Source organism: Paenibacillus sp. 01T47, from assembly GCF_056398245.1.
This window is the reverse complement of sequence record NZ_JBFTPA010000018.1, coordinates 142,411-160,492: the sequence shown is the minus strand read 5'-3', so window position 1 is coordinate 160,492 and position 18,082 is coordinate 142,411. Positions and strand designations below refer to the sequence as shown.

The window sequence follows — 18,082 nt, the reverse complement described above, 5'->3', positions numbered from 1 at the left end:
AACATGTAAGCGGATTGCCTCCACTTTCGTTGTATCTTCATAATGCTTAAACTTTTGCCCTTTAACCGCCACAAAAATACACCCCCTAGAATTTCATCGGAATAACCTAGGGGTTTTTCCAATGTCTATTCTAAGGGGTGCACTTCACACTCAGGTTCTTCTTTTCATTTCGCTTCCAGTTATGAAAACTTTAAAGTAAACCGTTAGCCTCCGCTTCCAGACGAAGACGTTTATATTTCTCTGCATATTTGCTCACACTGTGTACGACGGTTGCATGCGACCAAGTTAGCGGCGCTACTGATAGCGGCGTTCCGTCGTAAGGATTAAGCTGCTCCGGCAGCAATCCGCTTTGCAGTGCATGATCAGATACCCATTGCAGCGTACTGCGCGGGCTTTCCAGCTCTTGAAGCGTTTTGGCGGAATCAATCTCAAAGTTAGCTACCCATAGCGTACAAATAATCCAAGGGTTTCCTGGAACCTTGTCAATTTCACCTGTTTGCTGGAAATAATAATCGTTCGTGTAACGGGCGATGCCTCCGATATGGGTTTTGACCTGCAGCCCTTCCTTAATGGCATGCATCGTCTGCACGACACGATAATCATCAACAGGAAGCACGCCAAATTCCAGAACGCCGAACAAGCTGCTCTCGAGCGTCATATCCTTCACCCAGCGATTATCCTTCTGAATAAGTCCTCTGGCGAATCGGCCGGTTTCTTCATCCCACAAATTAGTTACAATGCCATGTTTAATTGTTTCTGCTGTGCTTTTGTAAAGATCGCTGCGCTCATAATCGCCAAATAGATCTGTGAAAAACGATGCAGCCATTAAACCGCCATATACAGATGCGGCGGTATACGTCCAGATGCCGTAGCGCTCCTCCCACAAGTCATAGCTCGGTTTCGGCAGTGACAAGGAAGGCTCCATGTACGAGGTCAAAAAAGTAGCAGCCTTGCGAATCAGGTTGCTATATAAGGACTGCGGCAGCTCAATCACTTGATTCCGCGAGTAATCCTTCCACAATGCGAATAACACGAGTGCGGTTTCATCCTCTTGAATAGGCAATCTTCTGCTGCCCTGCACGATATACGGATGCCAGCTTGAGCCTACTGTTCCATCTGGATTGTATTTGTGATACAAATACCCTTCAGGCGACAATGCCTGTGCGCAAAAATGGAAAAAAGGAGCTATTACACTCTGATACCCTGCCATAGACATCGCATCTGCAATAAGAGCGCCGTCACGCGGCCACATATAGCTGTAATGGTCTCGATTGTATTGCAGGATATCCGTATCATTGGCAGCTAATATAGCGCCTCTCTCATCCACCTGTGTTCTTACGAGAAGCAAGCTTTGTTTGAACATCTTCACCACATCATGCGGCAGATCACCAAGGTCTGATTCTGCTCGGCGAAGCCAGTGCTTCCAGTAAATAACCATCCGGCTAAGCAGCTTCTCCGGATGATTCTCCTGAACATACTGGTTCAGCTCTTTGACTTCCTCAAGATTTTGGCCGATTGACATCCAATAATAAATGGTTTTTTCGCTGTTTGGAGCAACGACTGTTCGGAAGCTGATCGTGCTGTCAACGGAACCCTGGGCAATCGAATTGCCCATAAGCACGCCGTCCTCCGCGTCACGCCATGTTCCTTCAGCGGACTGGAACCTCTTGATTCCTGTAGAATACTGCGTCATGCCGCCTTCATCTGAGAAACCGTTGAACATAAAGTAATTATTGCGTTTGTAGTGATACAGCGTGTGATTTTCAGGATAATAAACAGCGGTATCTCCAACCTCTGTCCCGTCGATCATCAAGTCCTGATGGAAAAACAAGCGTACTTCTTTTGTATCATTCGTTTTATTACGAATGACTACCCGTTTGATATAAATGCATTCCCGCTGATGAATCCCGTCGTTCATATAAAGCTCGATGCCTAAACCATCGTGCTTAGCCGTAATATTCGTAACCAAAGAATCCTCAATATAATCTAGATCAAACTTCCATCCCGGCTCATCCAGCCAGCTAAAGGCACCTTCTACCCATACGCCTAAGCGGCAATATTGTCCGCCTACGTGATTTAACTGCCCAACGAATGGATAATAAATATCCCGAATAAAACAATGTTGATCCAAATTAAGGAGCATCTTACCGTTGCCGATTACAAGATGACGGGCCATGATTCTTCGTTCTCCTTTCGATGCGCTAAAAGTTGTGAGTAAACGGATATATAGGCTTTGGCAGACCGATTCCAGCTGTAATCCTCGTTGCTGCCATTACTCACGATTTGCTTCCAGACTTCCTGATTACGATAAAGAGCCAGCGCTCTGCGCACGGTATTCATATAGTCGTGCGCATTGTAATTCGTAAAGCTGAAGCCGTTACCTTCGCCAGTATATTCGTTATAGGCTTGTACCGTGTCCTTTAGTCCTCCTGTCTCGCGGACAATCGGGACGGAACGATAGCGCAGCGCAAGAAGTTGACTCAAGCCGCATGGCTCGAATTGCGAAGGCATGGCGAACATGTCCGAGCCTGCATAAATTCGGCGCGCTAGTCTATCATCATAACCGATCCATACAGCAACCTTACCCGGATGACGAGAAGCGGCATCATTGAAAAATTGCTCATATTGCCAATCACCCGCACCTAATATTACAAATTGCACGTCTTCTTGGAGCAGTTCTTCAAATGTTGCCGTGATTAAATCAAAGCCCTTTTGCTCCACCAATCTTGAAACGATTCCGATAAGCGGTATATCTTCGGACTGATGGAGCCCTAGCTCACGCTGGAGCTCCACTTTATTTTTTCTTTTTCGATTCAAGGCATTTCGGAAAGGAATGGCAATAGCTTCGTCATTCATCGGATCAAACAGCTCATCATCAATGCCATTCACAATCCCGATTAAATCGCCTGAACGATACCGGAGCAGAGAATCCAGCCTCTCGCCGAAATAATCGGTTTGAATTTCTTGAGCATACGTACCGCTCACAGTCGTCAGCTTGTCGGCATACACGAGGCCGCCTTTCATACAGCTGCCTGCTCCATGAAATTCCAAGCTGTCCTCCAGAAACATATCATCACCGGCTCCAAGCAAATCCTTCAGGAGATCAATTCCAAATAAACCTTGATATTTTAAATTGTGAATCGTAAATACGGATTTGGTATACGCCCAAGCCGGATCATAATAATATCTTGTCTTTAGGAGAAACGGAATGAGTCCCGTTTGCCAATCGTGGCAATGAACGATATCTGGATGGAATTCCATATACCGTACCGCTTCCATCACAGCAAAGCAGAAGAATACAAACCTTTCCGCATCATCCCCGTAACCATAAAGCCCATCTCTTTTAAAATAAAACTCGTTATCGATTAAATAATAAGTAATGCCGTCAAACTCCGCTCTAAGCAAACCGCAATATTGATTGCGCCAGCCAAACGACACGTTAAAATGAGTAACAAGCTCAAACTGCCCGATAAGTGCAGCAGGAATTTGTGCATATTTCGGCAATACGACTCTGGTATCAACGCCCCGCTTATTCAGCGCCTTGGGGAGCGCCCCTGCAACGTCGGCGAGACCGCCAGTCTTCGCAAGCGGTACAGCTTCTGAGGTTGCGAACAAAATGTTCATAGGATTCTCCTTTCTCATGGACGCCGCATCAGCAATGCATGAACCCAACTGGAATCTGATTTTATTTTCCGATCGTGGTAAATTGCATTTTTTCGCGGCAAATAAAAGCTTGAATTGGATGACCGTAATGATTGCTTATATTAAATAATTTTCCGTTTTCCTGCTAAGAATGGCGAGCTTGCCGCTCCCCTAATATCACGATCCGCTTCAACGCGAACGTCTTTGTCCAAAATACTGTGCTGTAAAAAGCTATTTTCTCCGATAACGCCATTTTGCATAACGATGCTATTGCTTACGATAGCGCCCTTCTGTACATGTACGCCGCGGAAAATTATGCTGTTCACTACGGTACCCTCAATACGGCAGCCGTTTGCAATTAACGAATTCCTAACTTTGGAATTACCCAAATACCGGGCAGGAGGCTCATCCTTAACCTTCGTAAATATGGAACCCGGCTGATAAAATAGTTCCTTCCAAACATCCGGATCTAATAAATTCATATTATTGCGATAATAGCTGCTAAGCGTATTAACTACACCCAAATATCCCTCATACATATACCCATATACATTAAGCTGATTCAGCCTAGAGAATATCGCGTGGCGAACCAGATGATCCTGGCCTTGAGCAAGCGAGGTCTCTACTAGTTCCATCAGCAGCTCTTTGCGCATAACGTACATTTCCATAGAATTGATGTCACTAGACATCCGGCCATAGTGATCCTGAATGGCGGTGATTCTGCCTTCGTCATTCAACTTCACTTTACGAGCTTTGCCCATTAATATATCAGCCTGCTGCTTACACACAACGGTGATGTCAGCTTCCCGCTCCAAATGAAAATCGATAACCTTCTCGAAATCGATATTGCAAACCATGTGGCTGCGTGTAATGACAACATAGTCGAGTGATGACCGATTAAAATAATCACGCTGTTGATAGAAATGGTACAAATCTCCACGGCTAATTTCTTGAATGTCGTCAGTTGCTGGCGGGAGCACAAATAATCCGCTTTGACGATGCTGCAAATCCCAATGTTTTCCTGAACCCAAATGATCCATAAGTGAGCGGTATTTCGTATGCGCAAAAACGGCAACCTTGGAGATTCCGGAGTTAACCATGCTCGACAGTACAAAATCAATCAATCGATATCTCGCGCCAAAGGGGACAGTTGCAAGGCAGCGGCTTTGTGTTAAATGTTCCAGCTCGTCAGTTTCATGAATTAAATTGATGACGCCCATGACTTTATGCTTCATGAGTGCTCCACCTCCTGCAGCAAATGTTCGTTCGTCACATATTGATCCACTGCTATAACGGTAATGGCATCATCATCTGGGCTTCCAATCGTTACACCCGCTTGAATGACGGCTCCTTCGCCAATAATCGCTCTATAAATGCGTGCGCCTTCACCTATTCTTACATTAGGCATGACGACTGATTCCGTAATGACTGTGTTTTGGGCTGCTTTAACGCCGTAGAACAATACCGAGCGATCAACAACCCCTTCAATCATGCACCCTTCTGTTATTAAAGAAGAAGAAACCTGTGCACTTGCGCCAATATGTTGTGCTGGCTGATTTGGATTTACCGAATAAATGCGCCAATCGGCATCGGCAAGCTCAAGCGGTGGCTCATCAGCAAGTAAATCCATATTCGCTTCCCATAAACTCTCGATTGTACCAACATCTTTCCAATAGCCCTTAAACGGATATGAATGCAGCCGTTTCCCGTCTCTCATCATGGCTGGAATAAGATCCTTGCCAAAATCGTGACTGGAGCTGCGGCTTGCTTCATCATAAATCAAATACTTTTGGAGCTCAGACCATGTGAAAATATATACGCCCATGGAAGCGATGTTGCTAGTCGGGTTTTTCGGTTTTTCCTCAAAAGCCGTAATTCGATCCTCATCATCGATGTGCATAACACCAAAACGGCTTGCTTCTTTCCAATCTACCTCTATCCCGGCAATCGTCACGTCTGCTCCTGAACGCTTATGATGCTGGAGCATTAAATCATAATCCATTTTGTAAATGTGGTCTCCTGAAATGATAAGTACATACTCAGGATTGTAAGGTTCAATAAAGGACATATTTTGATAAATTGCATTTGCCGTGCCTTTATACCATACGCCGCCTTTTTGTTTCATAAATGGCGGCAAAATGGTCATGCCGCCATCACGGCGGTCAAGTCCCCATGGACTGCCAATGCCAAGATAACGATTGAGCTCCAGCGGTTGATATTGCGTTAGTACGCCCACAGTGTCAATTCCCGAGTGTGCGCAATTGCTTAACGTAAAATCAATTATTCTGTATTTACCGCCAAAATAGACTGCAGGCTTAGCTAAATCCTTTGTTAGCACGCCCAGCCTTTTCCCTTCGCCTCCTGCAAGCAGCATAGCGATCATTTCTTTTCGGCCCATGGACACCAACTCCCTCTCAAATTGTGTTCCCCGGATCTAAGCTGAAGATCTGGAATGTCAGGGGGGGTAAGTGAAGCGTAATGCTTTGATTGTGACCGTGCCAAGCGACGTTTTCACTGGTGTAGCCTTGTTGTGCCTGTGTTACCGTTCCGCCATATGGCTTCTCATTGCTATTTATTAAAGAGCTGTAGAAACCTGGCTCTGGAACACCAATACGGAACTGTTTATAATCGTTCCTAGAAAAATTAGCAATAACAACGGAGAAATCAGTATTTCCACGGCGGATAAAGGATATGACAGATTGTGCTGCATTATGAACATCAATCCATTCGAAGCAATCCGCCTGGCTGTCTCTCTCCCATAATGAAGGCTGATCAGTATAGATATGATTAAGAGCTTTCACATAATGGTGCATGCTGCGATGCAGATCATATTCGAGCAGCATCCAATCCAGCATATCGGCGTCCTTCCATTCATCGAACTGCCCCCATTCACTGCCCATAAACAACAGCTTTTTACCAGGATGCGTAATCCAATAGCCGTAGAACAAACGTAATTGTGCGAATTTCTCTTCGTAGCTTCCAGGCATTTTGTTTAGCAGAGAACGTTTGCCGTGAACAACTTCGTCGTGCGATAGAGGCAATACATAGTTTTCCGAAAAAGCATAAAGGAGTGAAAATGTAATGAGATGGTGATGATGCGAACGTTCAGCCGGATCCAGTGCCATATAACGCAGCATATCGTTCATCCAGCCCATATTCCATTTAAAATTAAATCCGAGGCCGCCTTTGTAGGTTGGTGATGTAACAGCTGGCCATGCGGAAGAATCTTCTGCGAGCATCAAAGTATCGGGGTAATAATGAAACACAGTTTCATTAAGCTTCTTAAGGAAGCGGAGAGCATCTAGGTTGTCTGGGCCGCCTAGGTAGTTGTATGTATGCATTTCCGGCGGTTTGTCCATGTGTAAATTGATCATGCTAGCGACAGCATCAACACGCAACCCATCAATGTGAAATAAGTCCATCCAGTAAATGGCATTTGAAATAAGAAAGCTGACAACTTCTTTTTTCTCGAAATCGAAGGCAAGCGTCCCCCAGAGCGGCTTCTCCGCTCGATTGGGATCTGCTCCTTCAAAAATAGGTGTACCGTCAAAAAGTCGCAACCCATGATCATCTTTGCAGAAATGACCGGGAACCCAATCCAAAATAACACCGAGTCCATGTTGATGGCATTTATCTACAAATCGCATCAGCTGCTTCGGAGATCCGTATCGACTCGTCGCTGCATAAAAGCCCGTAATCTGATAGCCCCAAGATTGATCTAGAGGATGCTCAGACAGCGGCATAAGCTCGATATGCGTATAACCCATTTCAGCTGTATACGGGATCAAGTCATCTGCTAATTCCTCGTACGTGTAATAATCCTCTTTGCCTTTAATTTTCCACGAACCTGCATGCACCTCATAAATGAGCAGCGGATTCGTGTATGGAGGAAGCTCGCGCTTCTTCTCCTGCCACTTTGCATCATCCCATTTGTAGCCGTCTAAATCCGATACAATGGATGCCGTTCCTGGCCGCCGCTCTGCAAAAAAAGCGTACGGATCAGCTTTTCTAATGATTTTGCCTTCTATGGTTACAATCTCATACTTGTATAATTCGCCTTCACCAATGCCAGGGACAAACAAGCTGTAAACGCCAGTCGTTCCGATTCTTACCATTGCATGACGATTGCCAATCCATTTATTGAATTTGCCAATAACCCGAACCTCAGCTGCGTTTGGTGCCCAAACCGTAAATCGAACACCTTTTTTACCATCCAATTGAACACGGTGCGCACCCATAAAACGGTAGCTGTGATAAGAACTTCCTTCGTTGAATAAATAGAGATCCTTCATGGATAATCCGATAGGCGCCGTTTGAACCATTCTTGGTTTCACCCCCTGTTGGATGATTAATTACAAGTACTTTAATCATCTAAACACGAATCACTTTATCCACATTATACATGGTTTTGAAAAAAAACACAGTCGTTTTCATAGATTTCGACAATAATAATTAATCTGTGTTAGATTACGTAACATCAATCTTTTTCAGGACTCAGCGTTCGCTGTATGTAATAATGTTTAGCACAAAAACCTTTCGTTTTTGAGAGTTGAGTACATTTAATCCATTTGCAATTTGTAACTTGTTTCACTCTGCGCGGTCTTACAATGGAAGGATCACCGTGACGCAGCAAACGTTGATGGTGCATTGCACATAAATCTTTGGCTTTGATCGGCTTTGTACAGTTTTCTATGATGCAATGGTTCATATTCTGTCTCCCCTGTGTGTTAGCCTGCTGCTCTTTTTTTCCATTGAGGCTGTCTGCTTTCATATTATCGGGAAACCGAATGAGAATAAAGCCTGCTGGCGGAGTGTTACAGGTGATTTTGATTCAACTTATGACTATTTGCACCATAAAGGTATCGTTTCAGCGATCAAGTTTAATTAATTAAACTTATGAAACACTTTTGAAACATAATACGAAATGCCAAATTCATTGACTTGTTTGTTTAGAACGACTATTTTATACTTTTATTTGATTATAGGGTCGTGGAATGGGTTTAAGAGGAGTGTTTCGTATTGTCGGTTTACAATCATATTTTTCAAATCATGAATCAGCCTATGCTGCTAATGAGTCAAAATGAAATAGAGGTGCGCATAGAGGACGCGAACCAAGCTTTCCTTAGGTTATGCGGTTATACGCTAAAAGAGCTGCAATCCAAAAAAAGCAGCTATTTGCTTCATAAATACAAGATCAACATTTCAAGGCAAGTGATGAGAAGCGAAGTTAATATTTACACCAAATCGAAACGAAAAATCTCTGTACGCATTGACCTGCAGCCTTTGCCAAGGAGCATTGATAATAAACTTCTTTATGCCTTCATTATATTCGAAGATCTATCACCATACAATTGGATTGAACAGCAAGCAGAAAGAAATAAAGTGTTGATCAGCGGAATTATTGATAGACATCATCATGTGCGTTTTCTAAGAGACAGGCTTGCTCCCTTTCAAATTGAGCCTAACCAGCAAATGCAGGACGAAACCCTGCTGCAATTTATTGCGGAAACGGATCATGGTAAAATTTTAAAAATAATACAAGAGGCTCACCTGCAAAAAAAAGAGCGGAGTATTACGATTAAGACAAGCAAGCTAAGCGGGATCGAGTTTGAGTTGTCCGTTTCGTTTACACCTATTATTGACGGATTTGGCGACGTGCTTGAGTTTGCATTCGTCATCTGGGATCTGCGTCCTGTCGATGATTGTATCGAAGCTTCGATGAAACTGCGCATATGGATGGCCAAAAGAGATATAACCGTCGGTTATCTATCCTCATCAACCGGTATTTCCATTCAAACCATTTCCAAGCTCCGCAACGGGAAAATATTGAAGCCCCAAAGACTTACAGCAGAGCTGATAGCTTCGGAGCTTCAAGTGGATGTTCATGATATTTGGTCAGAGATTAGAAAATAAGGTTATCTGATGAACGGCGTGAGCTCTCCCGTATGGAAAATATGGAGCTCATGCATCGCTCTCGTACACGCCGTGTAAAACAGCTTTCTTTCGCTTTCGCGTGAATAGATCTCATTGCTAGCATTGCTAATGACAACTGCATCAAACTCGACGCCCTTGGCTAAATAAGTAGGAATCACAATAATTCCTTTTTCAAACGTAACGGTTTCCTTTTCTACAAGGCGGAGCTTAGGAAAGTATGGCTGCAAAGACGCATGCATGCGTTTGCTTTCTTCCGCCGTTTTACATATGACCGCAATCGATTGATAACCGCCCAGCAGCAGCTGATTCATTCGTTCCTGCATTCCCTCTATGAGCTGCATTTCGCTATCTGCTTTAGTGATTGTTGGTTCAGCGCCATCTCGGTTGAAGGCCTCAATTTGATCACCGCCTTCAATCATCCGACTCGTGAATGACACAATCGGCTTCGTCGAGCGATAGCTTCTTGTTAAAATGATCTTCTCTGTCTCCTCCTCGCTATACAGCTCTGATAACGGCTCGAAGCCATTACCTGTTACAGCGTGAGCAAATATGGACTGATTGAGATCACCCAGCACGGTCATTTTGCAGTTGGGAAAAATACGTTTTAAATAGTGATATTGAAAAGGTGAATAGTCCTGCGCTTCATCAATAAATAAATGTTTAACCAATGTATTCGTTTGAAATCCTTCAAGCTTTTCTTTTAAATATAAATACGGAGTAGCATCCTCATAATAAATCTCTTTCTGATTGAGCTTTGCAATCGTTTGCTCACTAATTTCATTCCATTTTTCAGGCAATTGATGATCGCTGTTTTTAAATCGCTCCAACATATTCGCATTATCCTCGAATAGTCTCTTATAAATCGCCGGCACATCCAAAAACAATAATTGCTTCACTCGTCTGCGCAGCTTCTTGAATTTTTTCTGCACAACCATCGCGGCTAAATAATCACGTTCAGCGTCAAAATCGTCAAATGTGTTTCCTGCAAAATGTTTTTTCCGTTCCAGATCTTCAAACGCCTTCGCATACGCCTCTTGATCCAGAAGCTCGATCTGTTCCTGAACCCAGTCCTGATCCCGTTCCTCGCGGCTTAACCGCGTCAGCTCTTTCAGTATCCATTCCGCCGTAAGGCGTATCCGGTTTCCAATGGAAGACGAACGCTCCAAACTGTAAAATTGCTCCGAAATTGCTGCTGCAGAAATCAATTTTCGTCCCATAAACGTAATTGCTTTAAAAGCTAGCCCCTCTTGACCAAGCTCGGCTGCATAGTGATCAATCAAATGCATGAACGAATTGCTTGATTTATAAGTAATTCCAGCTATTCTCGCATCATAGCCTTGTTCATTAACCGCTGCGAGCGTATATTCCATTTGTGAGAATGGGTCCTCTAGGGCAAACGTTTGTCCTAGCCTGTGCTCGAGATATTGCTGATAGGTCGTTTGCTGCATATTTTGCTCGCCAAGCTCGGGCAATACGGTCGCCACATAACTGTTGAACATTGGGTTTGGTGAGAATAAAACGATTTGGTTCGCATTTAACCAGCCGCGATACCGATAAAGCAAATAGGCCACTCGTTGAAGCGCGGCTGACGTTTTTCCGCTGCCCGCAGCTCCTTGAACGATAAGAAGCCTTGCGCGCTCGTTGCGAATGATGCGATTTTGCTCGCGTTGAATCGTTGCTACAATGCTTTTCATTTGGGCATCTGACTGCTTGCCTAACACTTCCTGAAGCAGCTCATCCCCGATTGTGACACCTGTGTCGAACATACTGCGAATTTCAGCATCACGTATAATAAATTGACGCTTAAGCGACATTTCGCCCTCAATCGAGCCGCTTGGCGTTTCGTACTGCACAGGACCCGGGCCATAATCGTAATAAAGACTCGACACGGGAGCACGCCAGTCATAGATAAGGTATTCATATCCGCTTTCATCCAGCAAGGAGCCTACACCTAAATAAATCGGCTCTGATTTGGACTGCCCCTCCTCCTGAAGATCAATTCGACCGAAGTATGGAGAATGCTCAAGCTTATAAAGTGTTTTAAGCTGTTCCTCAGCATGGCGATGGCTTCTTTCACGCTCTGAGAGTACCTCTGCTTGCTGCTTCATGCTGGCATGCGACTCTGCTGATTCCGCCGCATCTTCAAAATTTAGTGTTACATCATCCCAAAAATTACGTCGAAAATCAACGATATCCTCGCGTATGCCGCCAAGCTGATTGTTGAATTGTTCTATCCGAGTGCGGATGAGATCCGTCACGTCAATGACACGCTGCTGCTCTTGTTCCAATTGTTCGTTAGAATTAGTCACTTTACCACTCCTTAACTATTAGTAAGGTTAACCAAGTCTTTGGCATACCATGTTTTAAAACGTAACATCCATTTTACCATCTTCTGCCGCCTAAATGAAACAACAATCAAAAGTTATTGCTCCGCTCCTAAGAAGCGTTTATAATGACAAAGGCAGAAAAACAACTCAGAAGTCTTATCAGTCAAGCAATTCGCGGTTCGAAAACTCCCGCGTTATCAAAACTAGGAGGTAACAAGCAACATGTTTAATTTATGGTTTGGCGCGATCTTCATGCTCGTGCATTTTTCGTTATTTCTTCTTTCGTATCGTTTTTTTGGCCGGGTAGGCATTTACGCTTGGATAGGAATGGCTACCGTGTTAGCCAACATTCAAGTCGTCAAAACAATCGATATCCATGCCTTCGGCATGATTATTGCTATAACGCTTGGCAATACGATGTACGGAACTATCTACTTGGCGTCAGATCTTCTTAATGAAAAGTATGGCGAAAAAGCGGCCAAAAGAGCCGTTTGGTTCGGATTCTTCACGCTTATTACTTCGACCATTATTATGCAGATGGCGCTTCTTTTTAATCCGTTAAATGAAGAATTTCCTCTGCAGGTTCAAGGTGCTATGGAAACGTTATTCGGACTAATGCCAAGAATTGCACTAGCAAGCTTATGCGCATATTTTGTGAGCCAATTTTTGGACGTCAAAATTTACTCCACTTTAAAACGTTTATGTCCGGCTCCAAATCAGCTCTGGATTCGTAATAATGGGAGTACTATGGTAAGTCAGCTAGTCGATACGTTCATATTTTGCACCATTGCTTTTGCAGGCGCACCAGGCTATAGCAGCAAGCTTTGGCTCTCTATTTTCTTATCGACTTATGTCATCAAATTTATCGTATCCCTTTGTTCGACACCATTCTTATATGCTGCAAGAAACTTTACCTTTAAAGAAGAAAAGGAAAGTCTTCCGGGCTGATGCCATCTGGACAAGCTCGTAACTTATGATTCATATAAGGTTGTAAAAGCGGGATGCCAACTGCCAGGCATCCCGCTTTCCTATTTGCTCACTATGATGTAAACCCAATATCGTCAATCATTACTTTTCCTGGTCCACTTTTGAAACGAAACGTAATTCGGCTAATCTCATCCGCTTTTATCGCTAATTCGTCTGAGCTGAACAGCTCAAGCGGCAGCGTGTAGGTTTGAAATATGGGCTCCGAAGATTCTTTATATTTCTCATCCTTAATTCGCTCCTCCAGCCAAGGAAAAGCCATAAAGGCAGTATACGTTGGCGGCGCCACAGGCATCACTTTATCTAAGCCTAGCTCTATACTCTCGCCTTCAGTCGTCGTAAGCTCAATCTCTATGACCGGCAGCGGCGGCGGTTCAGAGAGTTCTAATTCGTTATGAGCAGCATCCGCTTTGTCTTTATCCTCTACAGCGATCAAATCACGTTCAAGATTTGCCATCGAAAATACAAGATTGCCCTCCGTTATTTCTGCGGCTTGATCAATCGTTTTTGGCGATAATTCCAAAGCATATTCCGCCCCAGGCTCCGACCATTCCAGCTCGATTCCTTTTGTACCTTTGTTTTTGCCATCGCGGTCTTCAGCTGATGCGATGCTCCAATCGATCATTCCAGCAACACTCGCCTTGCCGCCATTCTTCAGCGCTGTTTTTTGCTTGCCATCATCATACCTAGCAATCTCTGTAAAATCGGACGATTCAAACCGATTGGTATACGCTGTATTTGGGAGCCAATCAAGTCCAGACCGATAATCTTCAAAAAGCTGCTTATAGCTGTTTTCTCCTAGCAAAGTAGCTTGCAAAAATGCGGATACATACACTTTGGAAACTTGACGCTGGTCCTCAGCCGCAAGCAGCTCCTTACGACTCAAAAACAGGCCTCCCGGCGGACGCTCATCCATTCTCCCCCAGTCAGAATTAAATTGACTGTGATTAGCATCCGCGATATAAAGAGCTGCCTTAAACTTATCTGTTGACTCTTGGAACTTCGTTCTGCTGTACTGTCGATCACCGTAAAAATTGTTTACATCCGCATCTCGCGCCCCTTGAAGCGTCAAGTAATTTACATCGGTCAGCTGAGCCGATTTATTATCGACTTGCTTATCTGTTGGTGCGATTGCCACAACAGACTCGATTACAACATCATTTAAGCTCTCTAATGTTTTGTCGTCTTTAAACCAGCGATCCGCATCAGAAGCCATAGCTACTGCTTGGCCCCCGCGGGAATGACCAATTAATGCAACCCTGCTTATGTCAACTTTTCCGGTAAAAGGATTGCCGACTTCTTCGTTCAACTGTTTAATTTGCTGCAAATGCTTAAGAAGTACCCAAGCGCGTACTTTCATATCATTATTAGGTATACCAGACCAAACGGAATAGTTTAAAAAATTCTCATCTACTGAAATGGCTATTATGCCTTGGCTAGCAAGCAGCTCCCCCAAATAGCCATAACCCCCATCAGAGAAATCCTCCATCAAATGATTGCCATGTACGATAAGTGCAATTGGATATGGTCCTTCACCCTCCGGCATCCAGACACGCCCATTTAAAGGCAGAGCATGCTCGTCAAATCCCCAAAATTTTGTTTTCAGTTTTGACCATTCTGTAATATAAGCTGAAGCATCAACTGCCGTAGATCGAACATCAACCTCTTTGCCAAAAATGACTCTATGCTTATCCAGCCCGCTTCCATAAGTGAAAGCCTGAAATACAAACTTCCCATTCTCAGCTGGATCAGGCGCATTTATTGTATTGCGAATGGAATCGCTGTCCAGCGCGACGTCAGCCGTTTGAGACATAGCTGCAGTTCCTGGCCAATAAACAAACAGATAGCTGATCGCTGCAACAGAAGCTGCTCCCACCATAATCAAAAATTTGCTCCGTCGCTTTATTTTTAACTTTAAGAGGATACCGAGCAAACAGCCCGCAGCAGCCCCTAGTATGGTAAAAGCTAACGCAATGATAATCGACATGAGTATGCCAAGCTCTGCATAATACAAAATCAGATAAGCCTCTATCGAAGCGTATGTCCATACAGCCGCAAGTCTGCGCGGTATTGGTAAATACAACATTGAATATATTAATGATAGCAAGTTCGCTGCTAGACTCATAGCAACGATATTCAAAATTAAAAAAAGTAAAATATCAATTGTCGTACCAAGTCCAGTCGGCATGCCAAGCGCGGCTGCCGTCATCGCTAGTGACGCAAATAGAGCTGTGCTTCCTGTAGCAATTCTCGCTATATAATGATCTCGTTCATTTCTAAGCTCGAATCGTTTTTTTAACCAAGCCATTATTTTTTTCCATCTTTTTGGCTCAGGAGGCTGCTGCAGCTGAAACTGCGGCTCTTGCAATACTAATTCCATAAATCCCCCTCAACAGTAATCCAGTTTCGGCTATTACGCTTCTCGATATGGACAGGCACTCCAAAAAAATCACTCATAAGTGCGGATGTCAGCACCTCAGAAGTGTCATTTGCTGCAAACACCTTCCCCTTCTTAATTAAAAGCGTTTTTGCAAAGCAAGGCAATATCTCTTCCACGTGATGGGTCACGTAAATAATGGTAGGAGCATTCTGCTCGCCTGCCACAGCAGCTATCATTTGAAGTAGCTGCTCGCGTGCAAATACATCAAGGCCTGTACACGGCTCATCCAGTATTAACAGCTTCGGAGAAGCCATCAGCGCCCTTGCGATCAACACTCGCTGCTTCTCTCCTTGTGACAGCGTATTGTATGTTCGCTCCATTAAAGCCGTACAGCCAAGTGTTCTCATTAATTCTTCTGCTTGGATCATGTCAGCAGAATCGGTTTGATCATATAGTCCAATGGTTGCAAATTTGCCGCTAAGAACAATTTTTAGAGCAGTCTCAGAGCCGTATAGCTTTTGCTGCAATGAAGTACTAACCCAGCCAATGCTTTTTCTCAGCTCGCGTAAATCAAATTCACCGAATTTTTTCCCAAGTACCTCCATACTGCCTTCAGATGGCCATATATAGCCGTTAATCATATTCAGCAATGTTGTTTTGCCAGACCCGTTCAGTCCAAGCAAACACCAATGCTCACCTTCGTTTACTTTCCAGCTTATTTGTTCCAAAATTTTATTGTTATTTTGTTCCCACGAAACGTTATGAATGTCAATGATCACGATTAACTCTCCCGTCTGTTGACTTTTATGTATGCTATAAATTTGACTTGGCATATAATATCGACCATTATAATAATACAACGATTCTCGCTTATGTCGAAACCGTTCCAGCTAATAATCACATATATATAATTGTTATATCAGGAGTGATCTGCGTATGAAAACGAATCAACTAAAGCAATGGGCTCATTTTTTTCTGACTTATAAATTTGCGCTCGATGCTGTAGAAACAAAACTTAACATTCTAAATGAAGAATTTCAATTTATTCATGATTACAATCCGATCGAGCATATGAAGACCAGAATCAAAGCGCCAGAGAGCGTCATGCAGAAGCTTCAGCGCAAAGGGCTCCCTATCACTCTTGAGGATGCCAAAGAGCATATTCGGGATATTGCTGGTGTGCGCGTAATCTGTTCCTTCTCTACCGATATTTATCAAATCGTCGACATGATTAGCAAGCAAAGCGACGTGCGCGTCGTTGAGCTCAAGGATTATGTCATCAACCCGAAGCCAAATGGTTATCAGAGCATTCATTTGCTTATTGAGATACCGGTCTTCCTTACCGATCGAACTGAAAATGTGCTTGTAGAAATTCAAATTCGAACGATTGCCATGGATTTCTGGGCAAGTCTCGAGCATAAGATCTATTATAAATTCAATGAGCAAATTCCGCTACATATACAACAGCAGCTCAAAGGCTCTGCCGATATGATTCATCTCCTGGATCGGGAGATGCTTGCTTTGAATGTGGAAGTACAAAAGCACCGTGAGCAAGCTCTAAAATAAAAAAAGCTCCATCCCGATTTACCGGGAAGGAGCTTTTTTTTATTCGGTTAGGTGATCGCGTAATAAAAAGGCATGATAATTAAATTTAACATTAATGCAATTGCTCCGATCGCCATAGACCAACCGCCTAGTCCGCGTGCGCCTTGTCGGTATGCTATAAAGCCAAGTACGACTGATGTTGCACCAATGAGTACAGGCCATAGAAACCAAGACGCAATTGCAAACACAAGTGATACCCATCCAAGAGCATTACCTCCGGACTCGGCATCTGCCCGCTCTTCTCTCTCCACATAACGGTCTTCTCTGCGCTCTGTATGAACCGCTGGATTGGTGATTGCAAAATCAGCAGCCATTTCTTCATTTACATCAATCAAGCGATCCGTCCCCACAACTGGATGGCTTGTTCGTTCCGATCGATCTCGATCATCCAACAATTGTTTATAATCGTCTTCATATTTACCCATCGACCTTCACTCCTTTGGTTTAAAGGTAAGGCAGCATGTTGACTTTGATTGTTCAGCTTGATCTTGATGAAATAGTCCGAGGTCATCCGCAGCAAATTCTTCTTTAAAATTGGCGCCTGCATGTTGATCGATTTCGATGTTGATTTCACTAGCTCCACAATTATTGCCTTCTTTCCAGAAGTTGCAGTTAGCGACACTACAAGACACGCCTTTTGGCATAAAAAAATCACCTCCACTATCAAGTTTCCCTGACCGGAGGTGATTCATTCTGCCTTATTTTTGTCCTTGCATACGACGCTGAGTCATGTAATCATTTTCGTAATACGCTAATTCATCACGCAGTTCTTCAAAAACCTTGGAAACACTAAGTACGATACCACGAGAATCACGATTCGGTTTAAAGCGGAAACGAATCGCATCTTGGCCAGTATAAGCATAACGGCCATCTTCAGAATAACATTCGTTCTTCGGATAGAAAAACGCGCTTACGCATTGATGGTAAACCTCATACAGCACGCGTTCCGCATAATCTGTATCAAAATTGGGCCGTCTGAGCAATACTCCCAGCTTTTCAACCGAGACTTCAGAAAAGACCAATAAATGTCTCAAATCGGATAAAAGGCCTTTGTAAAAAGTATGTGCTTCTTCTCCATCATCTTCGCCGGTTAATTGGGGCAAGGAATTGTTATTCAGAAACGGTTCCAGTTGGCTTAACGCATCCTTTAGCTTTGTGCGAGTTGATTCCGTTAGTGCTTTGACGTTGGCAGTTGGCATATAGGTAGTTC

Annotated in this window: 14 protein-coding genes; 3 read left to right on the top strand and 11 right to left on the bottom strand. The window is 43.7% G+C overall.

Features of this window, described 5'->3' with window-relative positions:
- Positions 1–190: 190 nt before the first annotated feature.
- The 5 genes from AC1DOV_RS27370 to glgB all read right to left on the bottom strand — a co-directional run bounded on the left by AC1DOV_RS27370 (position 191) and on the right by glgB (position 7,964).
- A complete protein-coding gene (locus tag AC1DOV_RS27370; RefSeq protein WP_339203406.1) occupies positions 191–2,176 on the bottom strand; it encodes a glycoside hydrolase family 15 protein in 1,986 nt (661 codons plus the stop codon).
- A complete protein-coding gene (gene glgA / locus AC1DOV_RS27365) occupies positions 2,158–3,624 on the bottom strand; it encodes a glycogen synthase GlgA (protein ID WP_477511385.1) in 1,467 nt (488 codons plus the stop codon). The genes AC1DOV_RS27370 and glgA overlap by 19 nt, the downstream gene beginning before the upstream one ends.
- A 140-nt stretch (positions 3,625–3,764) precedes the next feature.
- Complete coding sequence (glgD, locus tag AC1DOV_RS27360) at positions 3,765–4,877, bottom strand: glucose-1-phosphate adenylyltransferase subunit GlgD (RefSeq protein WP_477551499.1); 1,113 nt, start codon at positions 4,875–4,877, stop codon at positions 3,765–3,767.
- Complete coding sequence (locus AC1DOV_RS27355; RefSeq protein ID WP_477511384.1) at positions 4,874–6,040, bottom strand: glucose-1-phosphate adenylyltransferase; 1,167 nt, start codon at positions 6,038–6,040, stop codon at positions 4,874–4,876. The genes glgD and AC1DOV_RS27355 overlap by 4 nt, the downstream gene beginning before the upstream one ends.
- Before the next feature lie 16 nt (positions 6,041–6,056).
- The gene (glgB, locus tag AC1DOV_RS27350) at positions 6,057–7,964 is read right to left on the bottom strand and encodes a 1,4-alpha-glucan branching protein GlgB (RefSeq protein ID WP_477511383.1); all 1,908 of its coding nucleotides are present in this window, start codon (positions 7,962–7,964) and stop codon (positions 6,057–6,059) included.
- Positions 7,965–8,661: 697 nt separating this feature from the next.
- Here glgB and AC1DOV_RS27345 point away from each other — a divergent pair.
- Positions 8,662–9,555, top strand: coding sequence for a PAS domain-containing protein (locus tag AC1DOV_RS27345; RefSeq protein WP_441886082.1), 894 nt, complete (start codon positions 8,662–8,664; stop codon positions 9,553–9,555).
- 2 nt (positions 9,556–9,557) lie between these two features.
- Here AC1DOV_RS27345 and helD read toward each other — a convergent pair whose 3' ends face one another.
- A complete protein-coding gene (helD, locus tag AC1DOV_RS27340; RefSeq protein ID WP_441886079.1) occupies positions 9,558–11,885 on the bottom strand; it encodes an RNA polymerase recycling motor HelD in 2,328 nt (775 codons plus the stop codon).
- A gap of 240 nt (positions 11,886–12,125) precedes the next feature.
- Here helD and AC1DOV_RS27335 point away from each other — a divergent pair, with 240 nt between their 5' ends.
- A complete protein-coding gene (locus AC1DOV_RS27335) occupies positions 12,126–12,851 on the top strand; it encodes a queuosine precursor transporter (RefSeq protein ID WP_339203415.1) in 726 nt (241 codons plus the stop codon).
- A gap of 91 nt (positions 12,852–12,942) precedes the next feature.
- On the opposite strand, the gene AC1DOV_RS27330 is transcribed toward AC1DOV_RS27335, so the two are convergent.
- Both AC1DOV_RS27330 and AC1DOV_RS27325 read right to left on the bottom strand, forming a co-directional pair.
- On the bottom strand, positions 12,943–15,267 hold the full coding sequence (locus AC1DOV_RS27330) for an alpha/beta hydrolase (RefSeq protein WP_477551498.1): 2,325 nt from the start codon (positions 15,265–15,267) through the stop codon (positions 12,943–12,945).
- A complete protein-coding gene (locus AC1DOV_RS27325; RefSeq protein ID WP_430057973.1) occupies positions 15,258–16,046 on the bottom strand; it encodes an ABC transporter ATP-binding protein in 789 nt (262 codons plus the stop codon). Before AC1DOV_RS27325 ends, AC1DOV_RS27330 begins: the two co-directional genes overlap by 10 nt.
- 157 nt (positions 16,047–16,203) lie before the next feature.
- On the opposite strand from AC1DOV_RS27325, the gene AC1DOV_RS27320 reads away from it, so the two are divergent.
- On the top strand, positions 16,204–16,833 hold the full coding sequence (locus AC1DOV_RS27320; RefSeq protein WP_076266910.1) for a GTP pyrophosphokinase: 630 nt from the start codon (positions 16,204–16,206) through the stop codon (positions 16,831–16,833).
- A 47-nt stretch (positions 16,834–16,880) separates the two neighbouring features.
- Here AC1DOV_RS27320 and AC1DOV_RS27315 read toward each other — a convergent pair whose 3' ends face one another.
- Genes AC1DOV_RS27315 through AC1DOV_RS27305 form a run of 3 tightly spaced genes read right to left on the bottom strand, consistent with a single transcriptional unit; the run spans position 16,881 to position 18,071 of the window.
- Positions 16,881–17,297 (bottom strand): DUF4190 domain-containing protein, encoded by a 417-nt coding sequence (locus AC1DOV_RS27315; RefSeq protein WP_477511379.1) that lies wholly within the window; start codon positions 17,295–17,297, stop codon positions 16,881–16,883.
- Positions 17,298–17,303: 6 nt separating this feature from the next.
- A complete protein-coding gene (locus tag AC1DOV_RS27310) occupies positions 17,304–17,516 on the bottom strand; it encodes a DUF1540 domain-containing protein (RefSeq protein ID WP_076266909.1) in 213 nt (70 codons plus the stop codon).
- A 54-nt stretch (positions 17,517–17,570) separates the two neighbouring features.
- Positions 17,571–18,071, bottom strand: coding sequence for a YpuI family protein (locus AC1DOV_RS27305; protein WP_076266908.1), 501 nt, complete (start codon positions 18,069–18,071; stop codon positions 17,571–17,573).
- Positions 18,072–18,082 lie beyond the last annotated feature (11 nt).

Excerpts from the sequence above, each read along its gene's own strand:
- AC1DOV_RS27310 (WP_076266909.1), bottom strand. The coding sequence starts at position 17,516 with ATGCCAAAAGGCGTGTCTTGTAGTGTCGCTAACTGCAACTTCTGGAAA.
- AC1DOV_RS27335 (WP_339203415.1), top strand. The coding sequence starts at position 12,126 with ATGTTTAATTTATGGTTTGGCGCGATCTTCATGCTCGTGCATTTTTCG.
- AC1DOV_RS27370 (WP_339203406.1), bottom strand. The coding sequence starts at position 2,176 with ATGGCCCGTCATCTTGTAATCGGCAACGGTAAGATGCTCCTTAATTTG.
- glgD (WP_477551499.1), bottom strand. The coding sequence starts at position 4,877 with ATGAAGCATAAAGTCATGGGCGTCATCAATTTAATTCATGAAACTGAC.
- glgB (WP_477511383.1), bottom strand. The coding sequence starts at position 7,964 with ATGGTTCAAACGGCGCCTATCGGATTATCCATGAAGGATCTCTATTTA.
- AC1DOV_RS27320 (WP_076266910.1), top strand. The coding sequence starts at position 16,204 with ATGAAAACGAATCAACTAAAGCAATGGGCTCATTTTTTTCTGACTTAT.
- AC1DOV_RS27305 (WP_076266908.1), bottom strand. The coding sequence starts at position 18,071 with ATGCCAACTGCCAACGTCAAAGCACTAACGGAATCAACTCGCACAAAG.
- glgA (WP_477511385.1), bottom strand. The coding sequence starts at position 3,624 with ATGAACATTTTGTTCGCAACCTCAGAAGCTGTACCGCTTGCGAAGACT.
- AC1DOV_RS27355 (WP_477511384.1), bottom strand. The coding sequence starts at position 6,040 with ATGGGCCGAAAAGAAATGATCGCTATGCTGCTTGCAGGAGGCGAAGGG.
- AC1DOV_RS27330 (WP_477551498.1), bottom strand. The coding sequence starts at position 15,267 with ATGGAATTAGTATTGCAAGAGCCGCAGTTTCAGCTGCAGCAGCCTCCT.
- AC1DOV_RS27315 (WP_477511379.1), bottom strand. The coding sequence starts at position 17,297 with ATGGGTAAATATGAAGACGATTATAAACAATTGTTGGATGATCGAGAT.